Genomic DNA, 18,177 nt, shown 5'->3' with positions numbered 1-18,177 from the left:
TCCCCTCATGGAAAAACTGTTTTCGGAAGAAAATCAGATAGTTACTATTGTAATTATCGGGGTACTGCTTCTCCTTTTAATGGCGGTAGCACTCTTGTTGTTCTTCTTTTTCTCCAGGAAAAAGATCGTTGAGAAGGAGTTAGAGAAGAAAGAGATGGAAATAGAACACCAAAAAGAGATCATTCATGCCACCATCCTTACCCAGGAAAAAGAGCGCAAACGTATTGCGCAAGATCTGCATGACGACATCAGTTCTAAACTGAATGTAATTCTTTTAAATTCCAACTTTTTGATTGATGGAGATCTTTCTCCTGATGAGTATACCAAGGTAAATGAGAACATCATTAAGGTGACCAAAAAAACCTTAGGGAATGCTCGTAAAATAGCTCATGACCTTTTACCGCCTATCCTATCAAAGTTTGGCTTACAACCGGCCATAGAAGAGTTGATAGATGAGTACAATATGAGCAAGAAAGTATACATAGAATCTAATATAGAATATCCCGTAGGGGAATTAGATAAAACTCAAGAACTTCATGTTTTTCGTATCGTTCAGGAATTGGTAAACAACTCGGTACGTCACGGAAAATCTGAAAACATTTCTTTAGACTTTAAAAAAGGACAGGAAGATTTAGCCATCGACTATAAAGACGATGGTGTAGGATTTAGTCAGGAAATCCTGAATCAAAAGAAAGGTTTAGGAATGAAAAATATAGAAAGTCGCGTTGAACTTCTCAACGGCGAACTTATGATACAGAGTGCTATTGATGAAGGAATCAAAGTTTCAATCATTTTTTAAACTATACAGATGAAAGGAAAAATTCAAATTGTAATTGCAGACGACGAGCAGCTCTTTCGCAAAGGAATGAGATTCCTATTGGAAAGAGACGAAGACTTTGAGATCCTCTTTGAAGCTGGAGACGGACAAGAACTTGTAGACCGTTTAAAGTCTTCTGAAGAGAAACCGGACATCATTCTTATGGATCTTAAAATGCCTAATCTAAACGGGGTTGAGGCAACAAAGATTATCCATAAAGACTATCCGGATGTAAAGATCATAGCCTTAACCAGCTATGGCGGTAAATCATTTATTATTAATATGATCGATGTGGGGGCATCTTCTTATTTGCTTAAGAATACCAGTCCTAAAGATGTAATATTTACGATCAAAGAAGTAAACGAAAAAGGATTCTATTATAACGAAAAAGTGATGAAAATGATTCACGAAAACCTCCTATCGTCTAGCGGCAAAAAAATAAGAAGTGATTTGGACAAAAAACTGTTATCTAAAAGAGAGATTGAAGTGTTAGAACTTATTTGTGCTGAATACACAACCAACGAGATTGCAGAGAAACTATTTATTAGCCCAAGAACTGTTGATGGTCATAGAAACAATCTGTTGCTAAAAACCGGATCTAAAAATGTTGCCGGATTGGTTATCTATGGTATTCAGAAAAAATTAGTGGAATTGTCTTCTTCAGATTTTAATCTGTAGTCAATTCTTCTTTCTTTTTTTCTTCTTTCGGAAATGCTTTCTTATTGAAGATAAAAAGAAGGGCTACACCAATGGTAATGTAGGAATCTGCCGGGTTAAAGATATAATTAAAGAAACCTCCTGGTTTTCCTCCAATGACTGGAATCCAGCTGGGCCAAGTCCCCTCCCAAATTGGAAAGTAGAACATATCTACCACTCTTCCGTAAAACAGCTTCCCATAAGGCTCATCAGAAAACAGCGTGGCAACGCTATGTTGCGGTGCATCGAAAATAACACCGTAGAATACTGAGTCGATAATATTTCCAACGGCTCCTGCAAATATCAGAGCAATAGCAACAACAACAACATTTGGCATTTTCTTTTTGATGGTACTCATCAACCAATACACAATTCCTACGACAGCAACCAATCTGAAAAGCGTTAAGAATAATTTTCCTCCACTACCGCCAAATTCAAACCCCATAGCCATCCCGTTATTTTCAACAAAATGGATTCTAAACCAATCGAAAACCTTCACCTCTTCATTAATAATAAAGTGAGTCTTTACATAGATCTTAATAATCTGATCGATCAAAATGGCAAGTATAACGGTAATTAAGGCGATATTTTTCTTAGACATATCCTAAAAATTGTGCTCACAAAAATAACAATATTATTGACTATGAGCGCTCTGTTAACACAACATTGGCATTGATAGATCTAACCACCAGTTTATGTGCCTTCTTTTTCTTCTTTCTGTAAGGTGATTTTTGAGTTTCTTCGTTAAGAGATATTCTCCCTTTTCGGGTTTTGATATCGAGAGCATTCTGATGAACAGCAGCAAAAACAGTTCCTGTAAACAACTCTACTTCGGTAATTCCTTTAATGCCTTTGATCCTTACATTCCCTTTGTCGATAAGTATTCTAAGAATTCCTTCATATCCTTGGGTTTGAACATCAATGGTTTCTCCATACACGGTTACCTTTTTATTCTTAGGAATCTTTACCACAGCACTTACATTGCTGGGTGGGGCTAAAGGAAATTGGTTGATCTTATTGGTTATAGGATTTTCTATTTTCAGTTCGGTTTTGATACTTAAAACACAATTAAAATCGTTGCATGTAAAGTCATCAATAACACCTAAGCCATCAGCATCATAAATAATCATTTCCAACTCGTCAGAATCAGACTCTTCGATCACAAGATTATCAATCCCGTCTGTTTTCACCTCTACATAAGGTGCATTGCTTTTTACAGTTCGAACAATCTTTTGTTGAGCAGATAGTGCAACTGAGAAAAGAAAAAACAATAAGAGTATGCTGTGCTTCATATAACAAAGGTATCGCAAAAAATACAACGAGTCCCTTAATAGAAACATAAAAGATGAAGCAAATCTGATGATCTGCCTTTTAATGAATTGGAAAAAAATAGCACTTGATTAAATATCAGCATTATCTGCCGAATAGTATTTAAGTGCAAAATATGCAACAAAAATAATAAACACCAGTGCTAGTATCTGCCATACCATTATCCCCGAAGCGGCAATAGCTAATTCCATTTTTAAGTTAATTTGATTGTCCCCTAATAATTATCAGCAAGTTAGGAACGATTTTGATACTCGTCAATCCCCGAAAAACGTGAAATTTTTATCTCCCCATAAATGGGGATATCCGTTTTTTACTCTTCTGAAGAGTTCATTGTTTTTTCTAAGTGCTTGATTTTAAGGTCTAGGTATTTAGAGATCTTCCTATAGATCTTTATAAGTAATAGAAATACAAGAAAAACAGCTATTAATGCTAGCATTTGCCATATAAACAGTCCTATATTAAAGTTGTTAACTGAAGTTTCCAAAATACGAGCTGTTTAAAGGCTTCTGCCTTTTCTTTGAATATACTTTTTCTTTACATCCAAGTACTTACTGTACTTAAAATACAATCGAATAGCTAAACATATCACCGCAAATAGGATGATCATATTTATGTATACGATCGCCATGCCGATATAATCGATTTTATAAGTCATAGCTTGATTTGTCCCCACGTAAATATAACAACTTTTTAATTTATCGTTTGTTACATCTACTTTAACATGACTTTATATAAAGGTGAAGCATAAAAAAAGCTCCCGTTAGGAAGCTTGTTTTATTGTCTGCGTTTTGCCTCAATACTTAGTGTGGCATGAGGTACCAATTTTAAGCGTTCTTTCTGAATTAGCTTACCGGTAACTCTACAGACACCGTAGGTTTTGTTTTCAATTCGAATTAATGCATTCTTCAAGTCTCGTATAAACTTTTCTTGACGAATGGCCAATTGAACATTAGCTTCCTTACTCATAGTCTCAGAGCCTTCTTCAAAAGATTTAAACTGAGGAGAGGTGTCATCCGTTCCATTATTACTTCCATTCATGTATGAGCTCTTTAGCAATGCTAAATCTTCCTCTGCTCTACCAATCTTTTTAAGAATGATATCTTTGAACTCTTGTAAGTCATCATCAGAATATCTTGTTAATTCTGCTGCCATAATCTTACATTTTTTGTATTACAATTTTACTTTTAATTCCGTCAAATTCTACATCAATCCCTTCTGATAGTTCCTCTGCAAACACTAACTCATTGGTTAATGTTTCTGTCATGATGTACTCTCTATTGTTTTCAATAGACTTTTCTAATTCTTCAAACTTTAAAACTGTCAGTTTTATTTTGTCTGTCACTTCAAATCCAGAGTCTTTTCTTGCATTCTGAATCCTGTTCACCAATTCTCTGGCAACTCCTTCTTCACGTAAATCATCAGAAATTGTAACATCCAGAGCAACGGTTAACGCTCCTTCATTGGCTACTAGCCACCCTTCAATATCCTTGGAAGATATTTCTACATCAGCGAGCTCCAAGTTAATGATTTTTCCGTCAATTTCAACATGTATTTTTCCTTCTTTTTCAACTTTGGAAATATCCTCTTTTGTGAACTTTTGTATCGCACTGGAAATCAACTTCATGTCGCGTCCATACTTAGGTCCAAGCACCTTAAAATTAGGCTTAATTTGCTTAACCAAGATGTCTGAAGCATCATCCATCAACTCGATCTCTTTTACATTCACCTCTTGTTTGATTAAATCAGCTACCGCAGAAATTTCTTCCTTCTGTTGCTCACTATCAATCGGGATCATGATCTTTTGCAAAGGTTGACGAACTTTAATCATCTCTTTTGCACGTAATGACAACACCAAAGATGAGATGGTTTGTGCATTCTCCATCTTACGTTCAAGAGCTTTGTCTACATAGGAGACGTCGAACTCCGGAAATTGTGACAGGTGAACACTCTCAAAATTCTCTTTTTGTGATACAGCATTCAAATCTTTGTATAATTGATCCATGTAGAATGGTGCAATTGGCGCTCCTAACTTCGCAATGGTCAACATACAAGTATACAACGTCTGGTATGCAGAGATCTTATCTTTTTGATAGTCTCCTTTCCAGAATCTTCTTCTACTCAAACGCACATACCAGTTACTCAAATAATCTTGTGTAAAATCTGAAATGGCTCTCGCAGCTCTTGTAGGTTCATAAGCTGCATAGAATTTATCTACTTTTTCAATTAAAGTATGTAACTCAGACAAAATCCAACGATCTAATTCCGGGCGTTCTGCTAACGGAATGTCTTCTTCTGAGTAAGAGAACTTATCTATATTGGTATATAACGCAAAGAACGAATAGGTGTTGTAAAGTGTTCCAAAGAACTTACGTTTTACCTCTTCAATTCCGTCTACATCAAACTTTAAGTTATCCCAAGGGTTTGCATTGGCAATCATATACCAACGTGTAGCATCTGCTCCGTAGGTTTCTAAGGTTTCAAAAGGGTCGGTTGCATTACCAAGACGCTTAGACATCTTTTGTCCGTTCTTGTCTAATACCAATCCGTTAGAAACTACATTTTTGTAAGCTACGGAATCAAATACCATTGTTCCGATTGCGTGTAATGTATAGAACCATCCACGAGTTTGATCTACTCCTTCTGCAATAAAATCTGCCGGGAACGATTTGTTCTCGTCAATCAATTCTTTGTTTTCGAACGGATAGTGCCATTGTGCATAGGGCATTGATCCTGAATCAAACCAAACATCGATCAAATCGCTCTCACGTTTCATCGGTTTTCCTGATGGAGATACCAATGTAATTTGATCTACGATGTTTTTATGCAAATCGATGGTAGCATAGTTTTCTTCTGACATGTTTCCTACTTCAAAAGCAGCGAAAATATCTTCACTCATCACGCCTGCTTCAACTGCTTTTGCAATCTCTGCTTTCAATTCAGCTACAGAACCGATACAAATCTCTTCTTGTTTGTCTTCTGTTCTCCAAATAGGTAATGGGATTCCCCAATAACGAGAACGAGACAGGTTCCAATCGTTTGCGTTGGCCAACCAATTTCCAAAACGACCTTCTCCGGTAGATTTTGGTTTCCAGTTAATAGTTGAGTTCAACTCATGCATACGATCTTTGATATCCGTTACTTTGATAAACCAAGAGTCTAACGGATAGTATAAAATAGGCTTATCAGTTCTCCAGCAATTTGGATAACTGTGCTTGTATTTTTCTACCTTAAAGGCTTTGTTTTCTGTTTTTAATTTGATGGCCAATTCTACATCAACCGACTTTTCCGGCACTTCATCTGCTGCATAGTATTCATTCTTCACATACTTTCCTCCAAACTCGCCCATCTCAGGTCTAAATCTTCCTTGAAGGTCTACCAACGGCACTAAGTTTCCGTTTTCGTCTTTTACCAACATTGGAGGCACTTCCGGTGTTGCTTGTTTAGCTACCAATGCATCATCTGCACCAAAGGTTGGAGCCGTATGTACAATTCCGGTTCCATCTTCTGTGGTTACGAAATCTCCTGAGATAACTCTAAAAGCATTTTCAGGATTGTCGTTTGGTAAAGCATATTGTAACAATTGCTCGTAGCGAATTCCTACCAAGTCTTTTCCTACAAACTCTTTTACTACGAAGAAAGGAATCTTCTTATCTTCTTCGCTATAATTTGCTAACTCGGAACGATCTTCTGCTTGTTGATATTTTCCTACAAATTGTTTTGACACTAAGTTTTTAGCCAATACTACTTTGATTGGTTCAAACGTATATTGGTTAAAAGTATCTACCAATACATAATCGATCTTAGGACCAACTGTTAATGCTGTGTTACTTGGCAACGTCCACGGAGTTGTTGTCCATGCTAAGAAATGTACATCTCCTTCACCTTGTAAAAAATCAGGTAAGGTTTCCGGCAAGGTTTTGAACTGAGCAACAACGGTTGTATCGGTTACGTCTTGATAGGTTCCCGGTTGATTCAACTCATGCGAGCTTAATCCGGTTCCTGCTTTTGGCGAATATGGTTGAATGGTGTATCCTTTGTACAACAAACTCTTGTCGTAGATCTGTTTTAACAACCACCAAACACTCTCCATGTATTTAGGTTCATAGGTAATGTATGGGTCATCCATATTTACCCAATACCCCATTTTCTGAGTAAGGTCGTTCCAAATATCTGTATAACGCATTACTGCTTTACGACAAGCAGCGTTGTACTCTTCTACAGAAATGGTTTTTCCAATATCTTCTTTTGTGATTCCTAATTCTTTCTCAACTCCCAATTCAATAGGAAGTCCATGAGTATCCCATCCTGCTTTACGCTTTACTTGGAATCCTTTCATGGTTTTGTAACGAGGAAAAATGTCTTTAATAGCTCTTGCTAACACGTGGTGAACACCCGGCAATCCATTGGCAGACGGCGGTCCTTCAAAAAACACAAAAGGTTTATTTCCTTCGCGTGTTGAAATACTCTTCTCAAAGATGTTATTCTCTTCCCAATATTGAAGAATCTCTTTGGCTACATTCGGTAAGTTAAGTCCTTTATATTCAGGAAACTTTGTACTCATAAATCACAAATTCTAATAAGAATGCGAAAATACATATTTTCCTGTAAATCTAGGCTTTGAAGCCCTAAAAATAAAGGTTAAGAATGTCTTTAGAAATCCTTGCCCTGAAAGCGGAAGCGAAGTTTTAGCATATACATACGAAGTATCCTAACTGCTGCTTTTTTATATTTCTGATGAAAAAGGCTTTGGATCAACTCATCTATGTTTAAACTTTTATTGATAAACTGAATTCTTCTTTCTATCTGTTCATCGGAATACCTACCGTACATTCTGATAGCTGAAGCTTGACTCAAACGCCATTTCAACAGTTTTCTTCTTTTCCATCTTCTACGGTATTGTTTAAAGTTTGCAGAGCCATTTTTAAGGTACTTGTCTACATACTCACAGGCCAATTCTGCATTTTGCATGGCAAATCTAATTCCTTCTCCACCACTGGGGTTTACAGCAGAAATTGCATCTCCAATGGCTACTACTTTGTTTTGATAGAATGTGTCTTTAATTCCCAAAGTATATCGTAAAACTCCTCCATGGATATCAATCAATTTATACTCTTCAACCTCCATGTATTCTTTGATGATCTTCTCGGTGAGTTTTTTGGTTGTTTGGTTAGTGTTTTCTTGGTCTTTGGATTTGATGTGTGCTTTTCCGGATCCTACTTTTAAGATCTTATTTTCCATTGGGAAGATCCATGAATATCCTTTTAAAGCCCACTTGTGTCCTAAGAAGAAAACTAGTTTGTCTTTGTATCGATCGTACACTTCTTGCTCAACTTCAATTAGGTATTCTGTTCCACTACCTAATACCATTTCCGGTTCTTCGTCTTTAGAATCGTAAATTACTTTTCTTGAAGGACCCGTAGCATCAATCGCCAATTTTGCTTTGACTTTTATTTTGTCTAAGGTTTTGACATTTTGCAGCTGTAAGATTACTCCGTCTTCGGTAACTTCTTTACTTTCATAACGATGTCCTAGTAATACTTCACCTCCATGAGCAACACAATCATCGGCTAAAAACTGACGTAATTTGGCAAAATCCAACACAACTCCTTTGGCTTTTTCTCCTTTCCAATCGTAGCATTCTTTGGTACATTGAATCACCAAATCGTTCCAATAGGCTCCAATCACATGATCAGGAAGATCAAATTCTCTTAAAGGATCCAACGTCATTCCTGCGCTGGAAAAGTTATTTTGTGAAAAATCCTTCAGTCGTTCTACCAACAGGACCTTGTGACCTTTTTTTGCTAAATCTCTCGCGGCTTGCCCTCCGGCAGGCCCACCTCCAATAACTATCGCATCGTAGCTTTCTTGTGTCATAAAATGTACTCTTTCTAAGTTTAGTTTAGTCCTCTTTCTTTTTTGATTGATTCATAGGCTGACTGAATCTTCTGGAATTTTTCTTGTGCCCCTTTTAAGTGTTCTTCACCCAAACCTTGTAGTTTGTCTGGGTGGTATTTTTTTGCCATTCTTCTGTACGCCTTTTTCACTTCATCATCTGAAGCTGATTTTTCGATCTCTAGAATCTTATAAGCGCTGTCTGTTGAGTTGTAGAACATGGCTTTGATCGATTCAAAGTCGTACTGATTGATATATAAATACCCAGCAATTTTTCTGATCTCATCTACCTCTACTTCGGATACATGTCCATCTGCCTTGGCTATTCCAAACAAAAAGTGGATTAGTTGCAAACGTGAGGCATGTGGCATATGTTGGCGAATCTGCATACATACTTGTCTTGCAGAAATTTGTTTTTTAATGATTCCTTTAAATAACTTAAAGGCATTGTTGGCTCTTTCTTTTCCGTACATTCCTACAAACTGAGAACGCACATAGTTTAGTTCTCGCTGATCGATCTTCCCATCAGACTTGATCACGATTGCTGCTAAGACCAGTAGGCTGATCTCAAAATCTCCTGATTGAGTTCTGCTAGGTCTGTTTGAATATTCTTGTTGAAAAGTCTTACGATCTCTTTCGAAATCTTCTTTTGTATAGGCATCAACAACACTACCCGCTACGAAGCCTATAATTGCTCCAATCGGTCCTCCGGAAACAAATCCTATTCCGGCTCCTAACCATTTTGAAAAACTTGACATTTTTTTGATTCTATGAAGCCCAAAGATATAAAATCATATTGCTTTTTTATCGTTATCTTTGTACTCTAAATTTTTAAAAAATTATGTATCCAGAAGAATTAGTAAAACCAATGCGTGAAGAACTGACAGACAACGGTTTTTCAGCTTTATATACAGCAGATGATGTAGACGATGCTTTGGCAAAAGGAGGAACTACATTGGTAATGGTAAATTCTGTGTGTGGTTGTGCTGCAGGAACTGCAAGACCAGGAACACTAGCTTCTTTGCAATTTGATAAGAAACCTGATCATTTAACAACTGTTTTTGCAGGGGTTGATAAGGAGTCTACAGCAAAAGCAAGAGAACACATGATCCCATTCCCTCCATCTTCGCCGGCAGTGGCTTTGTTTAAAGATGGTGAGTTGGTACACATGTTAGAGCGTCATCACATCGAAGGAAGATCGGCTCAAATGATCGCTCAGAACCTAGTAGCTGCTTACGACGAGTTCTGCTAAATAGAGAATCAAGATTATTGATACAAGAGAAACAAGATAAAACCGCTCATCCCGAAACTTTAGGGAGAGCGGTTTTTTTATTCTTCTATATATTCTAAAATATCTGCCGGCTGACAATCTAGTGCTTTGCAGATGGCATCCAGTGTAGAAAATCGAATTGCTTTGGCTTTGCCCGACTTTAAAATTGAAAGGTTGGCTGTGGTAATACCAATGATCTCTGCCAACTCCTTGCTTTTCATCTTTCGTTTGGCCAACATTACATCTAAGTTTACTCGGATTGCCATAATTATATTGTTAGATCGTTTTCTAGTTTCAATTTCTGCGCTTTTTTGAGTACCAAACTTAAAATAATGAAAAACACCCCTATTATAATTGACAATACAGATAAAGTTTTGGGTGTTTGTGGGTTTAAATAGGCTACCTGATTTATCGACAAAATTAAACAAGTAATTCCTATTGAAAAATTAATAACTCCTGAGAGGGTAATAAAAACTCCTGATGTTTTAAAATACCCAATAACTCTTTTTGAAAAATATTCTGAAAGGGTTCTTGTTGTTAAAATTCGAATCAAGAAAAACACTCCAACACAAAAACTCAAAGTTCCCATGACCGATAAAGCACCTATTAATTTTACGAATATTGGAGAAAGAGTTGGCGGTTTGCTAAAGAAAACTTTTATGTTGCTTTTTCCCAAGACCAAGGATGAGAAATCAAAAAAGATATTGATGCACATTCCAAGTAGTAGGAATGCAAAAAGGACGTACACTACAATTTTTAGGTTTCGTATCATGATGTATTTATATTGTTAGATCGTTTTCTTGTTTCAAAAGCTGCGCATTCTTAAATGAATCGCTAAATAACAGTAAGAATAATCCAACTACAATTAAACTGATCATCGTGATGTCTATAGAGCTGATCAATGAGGTAGAGATATACCAAAAGCTCTGCATTCCTTTTCCTATAAATCCAATGGAGTTTTGAACTACAAAAAAGAAGATCACTTTGATTAAAATGGTACTTAATCCAATAAAGATGAAGAGTTGTCCACTTTTTCTAAGGTTCTTCACAACTAGCGATCCATAAAAATCTGCTCTTTTGAAAGATGGAATGATCTTTTTTAATAAGTAAACTCCATATACAAACAGTATAAAGTTTAGAGAGGTTAATACAGGGCCGATAAAGAATTTCCAGTCAAAGAAACTAAAGGCCATTCTCGACATTTGAAGGATGTCTGGCAAAATTTCCGGGTATATAAATAAGATCAAGTAATAGGTTATTGTTATGATAACTATTCCTAAAAGGACATAGAATAATAGGTTGATCAAGATTTGAAGTGTTCTGATGGTTTTCATATGTATTATTTTTCTACAAATATATAAAAATTACTGATAAACAATAATTTTTGATTGAAAAGCAATAACATTTTGTTTGGTATCTTCGCAAGATGAATCAGGAACTTATTATAGAAAATACAGTCAATTTTGTTAAAAAGACCTTAGAAAATGCTGAGGGAGGGCATGATTGGTTTCACATCCACAGGGTGTATAGCAATGCTAAGTTGATTGCTGAGGGAGAAGATGTAGATGCGTTTGTTGTTTCGTTAGGCGCATTGTTGCACGACATTGCAGATGCTAAGTTTTATGATGGTGATGAGTCTGTTGGGCCAAGGGTTGCCAGAGAGTTTTTAGAATCTCAGCAAGTTGATGAAAAGGTTATAATTCATATCGAAAATATTATCAAGTACATTTCTTTTAAGTCTAGCTTAGATTCCGAAAATATATTTACGTCTCCAGAACTTTCTGTAGTACAGGATGCTGATCGTTTGGATGCTATTGGCGCCATAGGTATTGCTCGTTGTTTTAATTACGGTGGGTTTAAGAACAGAGTTTTATATGATCCTTCTATTTCTCCTAATTTGAATATGACAAAAGAAGAGTACAAAAAGTCTGCTTCTCCAACCATCAATCACTTTTATGAAAAGTTGTTGCTTTTAAAGGATAAGATGAATACTAAAACAGGAAAACGTATTGCTGAAGAGAGGCATTCTTATATGGAAGGTTTTTTAACTCAGTTTTACAATGAATGGAATGGTAGAAAATAAATTTACATACCAAACGATAAGCGGGGTTCCTGAACAGAAAGTTCTGGATGAATTATTGCATTTGTATGATGTTTTGTTTGATGATGCTCGTCTTGATTTTTTTGTAGATCGAATCAACACCAAAGAAGATCTGGTAACTATTCTTTGTTATCACAACAATGTGTTGGTAGGTTTTAAATTAGGGTATAAGTATGATCAAATTACGTTATATAGTTGGGTAGGTGGTGTGCTTCCTGAGTATAGAAAACAAGGTATTGCTCAAAAATTAATGGAGCTTCAGCATCAATGTGCTAAAGAAAAGGAGTATAAAAAGGTTCGTACAAAGTCGATGAATAGATTTAAGCCTATGATCATTTTAAATTTAAAGAACGGGTTTGATATTATTCAAGTGTACACCAATGATTCTAAACAGACGAAGATCATCTTTGAAAAGAATTTATAGAATCTTCTTCATTTCGCTTCTATACTTAGAAGCGCTTTTCCCGGTAATCTCTTTGAAAAGTTTGTTGAAATGAGAGAAGTTGTTGAATCCACATTCAAACGCTATATCGGTAATACTCATTTGACTTTCGGATAATAATTTGGTAGCATGTACTACTCGATATTCATTAACCAATTTGGTAAAGGTTTTTCCGGTAACTTTTTTAAAATATCTACAGAAAGCCGGAACAGTCATCGTAGCCACATCAGCAATCTCATCTAGAGGAATATGTTCTTTAAAGTTTTGATTGATGTATTTGTAAATAGCATCAATCTTTGCGCTGTCTTGTTGTTCAGTTTCAAAGGCATATCCATCAGCATTTAACACTTTATAGTCTTCTGTATTAGACAGTGCATGTAAGATTTCTAAGAAAGAAACAATTTTTTCAAAGCCTTGTTTTTCGGGTAACTTCTGAATCTCCGGCCCTACCTTCTCCTTAGTTTCTGCCCCAAATAGAATTCCTTTTTTAGAGCGCTCAAACATTTCTTTGATACGTTTCATTTCTGGAATGTCAAAAAAGTTGATCCCTAAAAAATCTTCTTTGAATTGAATTAGGGTTTCAGACCCAGTAGTTGTTAAACGATCTGTAAATCCGTTGTGAGGTAAATTGGCTCCAATTAACAACAACTGACTGTTATTAAAGTAGGAAAGATGGTTACCAATATGTCTTTTCCCTTGGCCTTTGTCTATATATACCAACTCCATCTCCGGGTGAAAATGCCAAAAAGGTTTATAGCTTCCTAAAAACTCCATATGTCTCTTCACCAATATAGAGCTACCAAAGCCCGGGTCTATCTTCTCTAATGTAGGTTTCTTCTTAACCATCTGTAATTTTGTAGTACAAAATTAGTATGCACTTACTATAGATTTCTTTGCAAAATTACCTCATTTATATGTTATTTTAACCTTAAATACTCTCTTATTTTTAATACGGGTTAATTTTGAATATAAATTAGCCAATTCTGTTGTTTTTTCTCCTTCAAACCCGCCGCATCTTTGTACTGTTAATTTTTAACACGTAAAAAATGAGAACAGTTATCAGAAAAAGTATCATCGTAGCATTGATGTTGGGAACATTGAACAGCTACGCAACTGGAACAACAATCGTGAACAACAAATCTGAGATCAGTGCATCTTTAGTAAATGTCAAAAAAGGACAACATATTTACATCAAGAATGCCGAAGGAAAAGTGTTACACGAAGAGGTAATTGAAAAAACAGGGAGTTTAGATAAAGGTTTCAACTTTCAGTCACTTCAAAATGGGTATTATACTTTAGAAATCAACAAAGATTTTCAAATTGAAGTACGTCCGTTTACTGTGATCTCGGGGCAAGCAACTTTTTACACTAAAGAAGAGAAAACTATTTTTAAGCCTGTTGTAAGAACAGAAGGGAACAAAGTAATGGTTTCTAAATTAGATTTCGAAGCAGCTCCTTTACAGGTAACTCTTTACTTTGATGGTGAAGTAATTTTAAGAGAAACGCTTAAAGGTGAAAAAGTATTAAAAAGAGTTTATAATCTAAGAAAAGATATCAAAGGAAAGTATAAAATGGTCATGAAAGCTAACGATCGTATTTATATCAACGAGTTTTCTCTGTAAACGACCATAATTTTGATTTGTGAAAAAGCGAGCCTAAAGGCTCGTTTTTTTATTACATCTGATCTCGTTTCTTAGAAAGATGCTTTTTTTGAACCTCATTCTTTGTGTATTTAATTGCTTTTGAATACGATTCCTTAGCTTTACTATACTCGCTAAGCTCATGCAGCAGCTGTGCTTTGATTGAATGGTACAGACCATTTTCTTCTAAAGAGCAATCTTTGTAAATCTCCTCCAAGACTTCCAGTCCTTTTTGAGCTCCATAAACCTTATAATAGGATACAATTCTGTTCAATCTAATAATGGGAGAGTATGAATACTTAAGTTGAAGGTCATAGGCATGTAAAATCCTTTTCCATTGAATTTCTTCAAAGTTTTGGGCTTCACAGTAGGTATAAGAAACCGCTGCTTGCAAAAAGTATAGTGGGTTCTGAGAAGTTTTTCTCTCTGCCAATCTAAAATGTCCCATTCCTATTCTTATCAATTCTTTGTTGTACTTAGATCGATCTTGATGTTCTAGATCGATCAATTCTCCTTCATCTGATGTTCGAGCATCGAAACGAGCTGTGTGAAAACACATCAAAGCAATTAAGGCATGAGTTTCTGATGCGTCTGTAGAAGAATTTTCTGTCAATAAAAGAGCCAATCGTATGGCTTCATAACAAATATCTCTTTTGATGATCTCTTCTCCGGTACTGGCTGTATATCCTTCTGAAAACAGTAAGTAAATAACCTTTAAAACCAGATTGATTCTAGATGACAAAGCCATCTCTACCGGAATGTCTAAGGTTTTGATATGTTCCCGAAACTTTTTCTTGGCTCGGGTAAAAGATTTGGCAATGGCATCTTCTTTTTTTAGAAGTGCTCTAGAGATCTCTTTGTTGCTAAATCCTCCAATAAGCTTTAAGCTTAAAATCAATTGACTTTCGGAAGATAATGCAGGGTTGCAACAGGCAAAGATCATCTTTAATTGACTATCCTGAATAGCATTTTCTAAAATTACTTCTTGTGGTTTTACCTCATCTTGTGGTAGTTTAAGATGATCGTGCTCTTGATGTTTTTTTGATTTTCTAAGTACATCAATCAACCCGTTGTTGGCTACTCTTAGCAGCCAAGCTGTTGGGTTTTGTGGTACTTCTTTGTATCCCCAAACTTGCATTGCTTTTAAAAAAGCATCTTGCACCACATCTTCTATTTTCTCTAAGTTTTGCGGGCCAAATTTGTGCGTTAGAATAGAGATGATCTTTCCATATTCATGTCTGAATATATGATCTAATGTGGTATTTTGGTTTTGTTGATGCATGAAAATAAAAAGTCCGAAATACAATTTCGGACTTTATTAATGTTCTCTTGATGTTTACATATCCATCGATAAGATCTCTCTTACTTCTACGGTACTTCCATCGTAGTCGAAGATAGGACAGCCTTTAGATATTTCGGTAGCTTCATCGAGGTCTTTGGCTGATACAATCAGATAACCTCCAACCATTTCTGCTCCTTCTGCAAAAGGTCCGTCGGTAATAACCTCACCTCGGTTTACAACTACCTTTCCTTCTTGTGCCAATGGCAAACCGTCTACCAAACGACCTTCTTCTGCCAAACCACCCATCCATTTTTGCCAAATTAGCATGTGTGCTTCTTTTTCTTCTTGAGATAAACTCTGATATTTCTCTTCTCCTCCTCTAAATAAATACAAAAAATTGCTCATAATGTTACTTTTTGATTGTTAATGATTTTGGATAAAGACGAATTTATTGTCTTGGATTGGACACAATTCTTAAAAAAATTTTATTCTCCTGGAAAATTAGGTTTTCTTTTCTCTAAGAATGCCGTTGTTCCTTCTTTAAAATCACCTGTTCCAAAACAGTTTCCAAATTCTCTGATCTCTGTTTCAAAACCGTTTACTCCATCAACAAAATTGTCATTTACAGCTCTAATGGCTGCGGCTATGGCTACAGATGAGTTTCTCATGATCTTTCCGGCTAATTTTTCAGCCAAAGGAATCAATTCTTCTTGTGTAGTCACGTGGTTAACCAATCCGGATTCTTTTGCTTCATCGGCAGAGATCATTCCGGCCGTCATAATCATTTCCATGGCTTTTCCTTTACCTACCAACTGAGGTAAACGTTGGGTTCCTCCATATCCGGGAATCACTCCTAAAGATACTTCCGGCAATCCCATTCTGGCATTGTCTGAAGCAATTCTGAAATGGCAAGACATGGCCAATTCCAATCCACCTCCTAAAGCAAATCCATTTACAGCGGCAATTACCGGTGTAGATAAATTTTCTACAAAGTCAAAAAGTGTTTCTTGTCCGTTTGCAGCTAGTTTTCCTCCTTCTTCAACAGAAAAATCAGCAAACTCAGAAATATCTGCTCCTGCTACAAAAGCTTTTTCTCCACTTCCAGTGATAATAATTGCTTTGGTAGCAGCATCTTTATCTAACTGATCAAAAGCATCGTGTAGTTCTGCTATGGTAGCTTTGTTTAATGCGTTTAATTTCTTTGGTCTGTTAATAGTAATACTTGCCAATCCGTTTTGTTGCTCAACTAAAATATTTTCAAATTCCATTATGGTTTGTTCTAATTATGTTTTAGGTAAAATTACTTTAAATGTTGTTCCTACTCCTTCTTGAGAGGTAAATCCTATGGTACCGTCATAGGCTTCAATAATATTTTTGATCATTGGTAATCCAAGTCCCATTCCACTTGATTTAGTGGTAAACTTCGGCTCGAAAACCAATTCTTTTACTTCTTCTTTGATTCCTTTTCCATTGTCTGATACTTCAATAACAATCTTGTCGTCTTCTGTAGATACTATTACTCTTACTTGCGGGAAAGGTTTTTCTTCTACTGCTTGTGTTGCATTGGTAATCAAATTGGTTACGATACGGATCAACTGAGTTTTATCTAGATTTCCGTACAGTTCTTTTTCTTCAGGATGATAGGTTATATATCCTTCATTAAAGATATCCAATGCCATTTTTACTACACCAATCACTTCAATCTTTTCTTTCTTCTGAGTAGGCATTTTAGCAAAGTCTGAGAATGCCGATGCAATAGAACTCATAACATCGATCTGTTGAATCAATGTTTCACTATATTCTTTTACTTTTTCATCAATATTAGGGTCATTGGCATCAAACCTACGCTCAAAACTCTGTACAGAGAGTCGCATAGGAGTTAATGGATTCTTAATCTCATGAGCAACTTGTTTTGCCATTTCTCTCCATGCTTGTTCACGTTCACTTTGCGCTAATTTAACGGCACTTTCTTCCAATTGATCAATCATATTGTTATAGGCTTCAACCAGAATGTCTAATTCGGAACTCGAGTCTTCTAGAATGATCTTTTCGTTTCTATGATACAAACGAGTTTGATGCATTTTACTCGTAATGGTTTTGATAGATCTAGTGATATAGCTTGATAAGAAATAGGCCAATACTATTGCCAACAGGAACATAAAGAAGTATACTAAGGTTAATCTAGAAAGAAATTCTCGTAACTCTTGTTCTTGTTCTGAGTTGTCTTGACGAAACTCTAATTTTAAAATGGCAATGGTTTTATCTAATGGGTCTTTTAAATAGGTAAAGGAAGTCTCGTAACTCGCATCTTCTTCTTCTTTTACTTCAAAAATTCTATGCTCAGGAGCATTTAACAGTTCTTGAACTCTCGTTTGATTCAAATCTTTAGAAACAGAGTCTTTGAACGAATACGGAATGGAGGTTTTGATCAACTTTCCGCTAAGGTCAAACATTGAAATCTCTAACTTGTGAATGTCTGAGATCTGAAAAATACGTTCTTGAAAAATGTTTCCAAGATTTTGGGTATTGACAGGGAATGAAGTATTATGAAAGTCTATACTAATCCTGTTTTTTACGTTTTGTTCTTTACGCTCAAAACGCTTTACATTATAGTCCTTGGTTTGCTCGTCATATTGATATATGGTTACTGTAATAATCAGTACCGATGCCAATAATACAATGAGAATCATCGACAGGAATATGCGAAT

At 35.9% G+C, this 18,177-nt stretch carries 20 protein-coding genes; 6 read left to right on the top strand and 14 right to left on the bottom strand.

Features of this window, described 5'->3' with window-relative positions:
* The first annotated feature begins 7 nt into the window (after window positions 1-7).
* Window positions 8-799 carry a sensor histidine kinase gene (locus ACFSRZ_RS07165; protein WP_379665858.1) on the top strand — a complete coding sequence of 264 codons (792 nt, stop codon included), beginning with the start codon at window positions 8-10 and terminating at the stop codon, window positions 797-799.
* Window positions 800-808: 9 nt separating this feature from the next.
* Window positions 809-1,495 carry a response regulator gene (locus tag ACFSRZ_RS07160; RefSeq protein ID WP_379665857.1) on the top strand — a complete coding sequence of 229 codons (687 nt, stop codon included), beginning with the start codon at window positions 809-811 and terminating at the stop codon, window positions 1,493-1,495.
* Here ACFSRZ_RS07160 and ACFSRZ_RS07155 read toward each other — a convergent pair.
* The 6 genes from ACFSRZ_RS07155 to ACFSRZ_RS07130 all read right to left on the bottom strand — a co-directional run bounded on the left by ACFSRZ_RS07155 (window position 1,485) and on the right by ACFSRZ_RS07130 (window position 9,492).
* Window positions 1,485-2,114: a lipoprotein signal peptidase gene (locus tag ACFSRZ_RS07155; RefSeq protein WP_379665856.1), complete on the bottom strand. Its 630-nt coding sequence runs from the start codon at window positions 2,112-2,114 to the stop codon at window positions 1,485-1,487. The two genes, ACFSRZ_RS07160 and ACFSRZ_RS07155, sit on opposite strands and share 11 nt — an antisense overlap.
* 40 nt (window positions 2,115-2,154) lie before the next feature.
* Window positions 2,155-2,805, bottom strand: a complete 651-nt coding sequence (locus tag ACFSRZ_RS07150) for a hypothetical protein (RefSeq protein WP_379665855.1) — start codon at window positions 2,803-2,805, stop codon at window positions 2,155-2,157.
* Window positions 2,806-3,616: 811 nt separating this feature from the next.
* On the bottom strand, window positions 3,617-3,994 hold the full coding sequence (locus ACFSRZ_RS07145) for a TraR/DksA family transcriptional regulator (protein ID WP_379665854.1): 378 nt from the start codon (window positions 3,992-3,994) through the stop codon (window positions 3,617-3,619).
* Window positions 3,995-3,998: 4 nt separating this feature from the next.
* Window positions 3,999-7,403, bottom strand: a complete 3,405-nt coding sequence (gene ileS, locus ACFSRZ_RS07140) for an isoleucine--tRNA ligase (RefSeq protein WP_379665853.1) — start codon at window positions 7,401-7,403, stop codon at window positions 3,999-4,001.
* A gap of 89 nt (window positions 7,404-7,492) precedes the next feature.
* The gene (locus ACFSRZ_RS07135; protein WP_379665852.1) at window positions 7,493-8,716 is read right to left on the bottom strand and encodes an NAD(P)/FAD-dependent oxidoreductase; all 1,224 of its coding nucleotides are present in this window, start codon (window positions 8,714-8,716) and stop codon (window positions 7,493-7,495) included.
* Window positions 8,717-8,736: 20 nt separating this feature from the next.
* Window positions 8,737-9,492, bottom strand: a complete 756-nt coding sequence (locus ACFSRZ_RS07130; protein ID WP_379665851.1) for a TerB family tellurite resistance protein — start codon at window positions 9,490-9,492, stop codon at window positions 8,737-8,739.
* A gap of 83 nt (window positions 9,493-9,575) precedes the next feature.
* On the opposite strand from ACFSRZ_RS07130, the gene ACFSRZ_RS07125 reads away from it, so the two are divergent.
* Window positions 9,576-9,986: a BrxA/BrxB family bacilliredoxin gene (locus tag ACFSRZ_RS07125; protein ID WP_379665850.1), complete on the top strand. Its 411-nt coding sequence runs from the start codon at window positions 9,576-9,578 to the stop codon at window positions 9,984-9,986.
* Between the two features lie 77 nt (window positions 9,987-10,063).
* On the opposite strand, the gene ACFSRZ_RS07120 is transcribed toward ACFSRZ_RS07125, so the two are convergent.
* From ACFSRZ_RS07120 to ACFSRZ_RS07110, 3 genes are all read right to left on the bottom strand, one after another.
* The gene (locus ACFSRZ_RS07120) at window positions 10,064-10,270 is read right to left on the bottom strand and encodes a helix-turn-helix domain-containing protein (RefSeq protein WP_379665849.1); all 207 of its coding nucleotides are present in this window, start codon (window positions 10,268-10,270) and stop codon (window positions 10,064-10,066) included.
* A gap of 2 nt (window positions 10,271-10,272) precedes the next feature.
* On the bottom strand, window positions 10,273-10,680 hold the full coding sequence (locus tag ACFSRZ_RS07115; RefSeq protein ID WP_379665848.1) for a DUF2975 domain-containing protein: 408 nt from the start codon (window positions 10,678-10,680) through the stop codon (window positions 10,273-10,275).
* A gap of 103 nt (window positions 10,681-10,783) precedes the next feature.
* Window positions 10,784-11,338: a hypothetical protein gene (locus ACFSRZ_RS07110; protein WP_379665847.1), complete on the bottom strand. Its 555-nt coding sequence runs from the start codon at window positions 11,336-11,338 to the stop codon at window positions 10,784-10,786.
* Window positions 11,339-11,430: 92 nt separating this feature from the next.
* Here ACFSRZ_RS07110 and ACFSRZ_RS07105 point away from each other — a divergent pair, with 92 nt between their 5' ends.
* A complete protein-coding gene (locus tag ACFSRZ_RS07105; RefSeq protein ID WP_379665846.1) occupies window positions 11,431-12,087 on the top strand; it encodes an HD domain-containing protein in 657 nt (218 codons plus the stop codon).
* Window positions 12,074-12,529, top strand: a complete 456-nt coding sequence (locus ACFSRZ_RS07100) for a GNAT family N-acetyltransferase (RefSeq protein WP_379665845.1) — start codon at window positions 12,074-12,076, stop codon at window positions 12,527-12,529. Before ACFSRZ_RS07105 ends, ACFSRZ_RS07100 begins: the two co-directional genes overlap by 14 nt.
* Here ACFSRZ_RS07100 and ACFSRZ_RS07095 read toward each other — a convergent pair.
* A complete protein-coding gene (locus ACFSRZ_RS07095; RefSeq protein ID WP_379665844.1) occupies window positions 12,524-13,393 on the bottom strand; it encodes an AraC family transcriptional regulator in 870 nt (289 codons plus the stop codon). The genes ACFSRZ_RS07100 and ACFSRZ_RS07095 overlap by 6 nt on opposite strands.
* Before the next feature lie 200 nt (window positions 13,394-13,593).
* On the opposite strand from ACFSRZ_RS07095, the gene ACFSRZ_RS07090 reads away from it, so the two are divergent.
* Window positions 13,594-14,169, top strand: a complete 576-nt coding sequence (locus ACFSRZ_RS07090) for a hypothetical protein (RefSeq protein WP_379665843.1) — start codon at window positions 13,594-13,596, stop codon at window positions 14,167-14,169.
* A 52-nt stretch (window positions 14,170-14,221) separates the two neighbouring features.
* Here ACFSRZ_RS07090 and ACFSRZ_RS07085 read toward each other — a convergent pair whose 3' ends face one another.
* The 4 genes from ACFSRZ_RS07085 to ACFSRZ_RS07070 form a co-directional block, all read right to left on the bottom strand.
* Window positions 14,222-15,469, bottom strand: coding sequence for an RNA polymerase sigma factor (locus ACFSRZ_RS07085; protein ID WP_379665842.1), 1,248 nt, complete (start codon window positions 15,467-15,469; stop codon window positions 14,222-14,224).
* Between the two features lie 54 nt (window positions 15,470-15,523).
* Window positions 15,524-15,874: a YciI family protein gene (locus tag ACFSRZ_RS07080; protein WP_379665841.1), complete on the bottom strand. Its 351-nt coding sequence runs from the start codon at window positions 15,872-15,874 to the stop codon at window positions 15,524-15,526.
* An 80-nt stretch (window positions 15,875-15,954) separates the two neighbouring features.
* Window positions 15,955-16,737, bottom strand: a complete 783-nt coding sequence (locus ACFSRZ_RS07075) for an enoyl-CoA hydratase/isomerase family protein (RefSeq protein ID WP_379665840.1) — start codon at window positions 16,735-16,737, stop codon at window positions 15,955-15,957.
* A gap of 15 nt (window positions 16,738-16,752) precedes the next feature.
* Entirely contained in the window at window positions 16,753-18,159 is a 1,407-nt protein-coding gene (locus ACFSRZ_RS07070; protein ID WP_379665839.1) for a sensor histidine kinase, read from the bottom strand.
* Window positions 18,160-18,177 lie beyond the last annotated feature (18 nt).

This window comes from Pseudotenacibaculum haliotis (genome assembly GCF_042684245.1).
In the GTDB taxonomy this organism is placed as follows: domain Bacteria; phylum Bacteroidota; class Bacteroidia; order Flavobacteriales; family Flavobacteriaceae; genus Polaribacter; species Polaribacter haliotis_A.
This window is presented reverse-complemented; position numbering and strand designations above follow the sequence as displayed.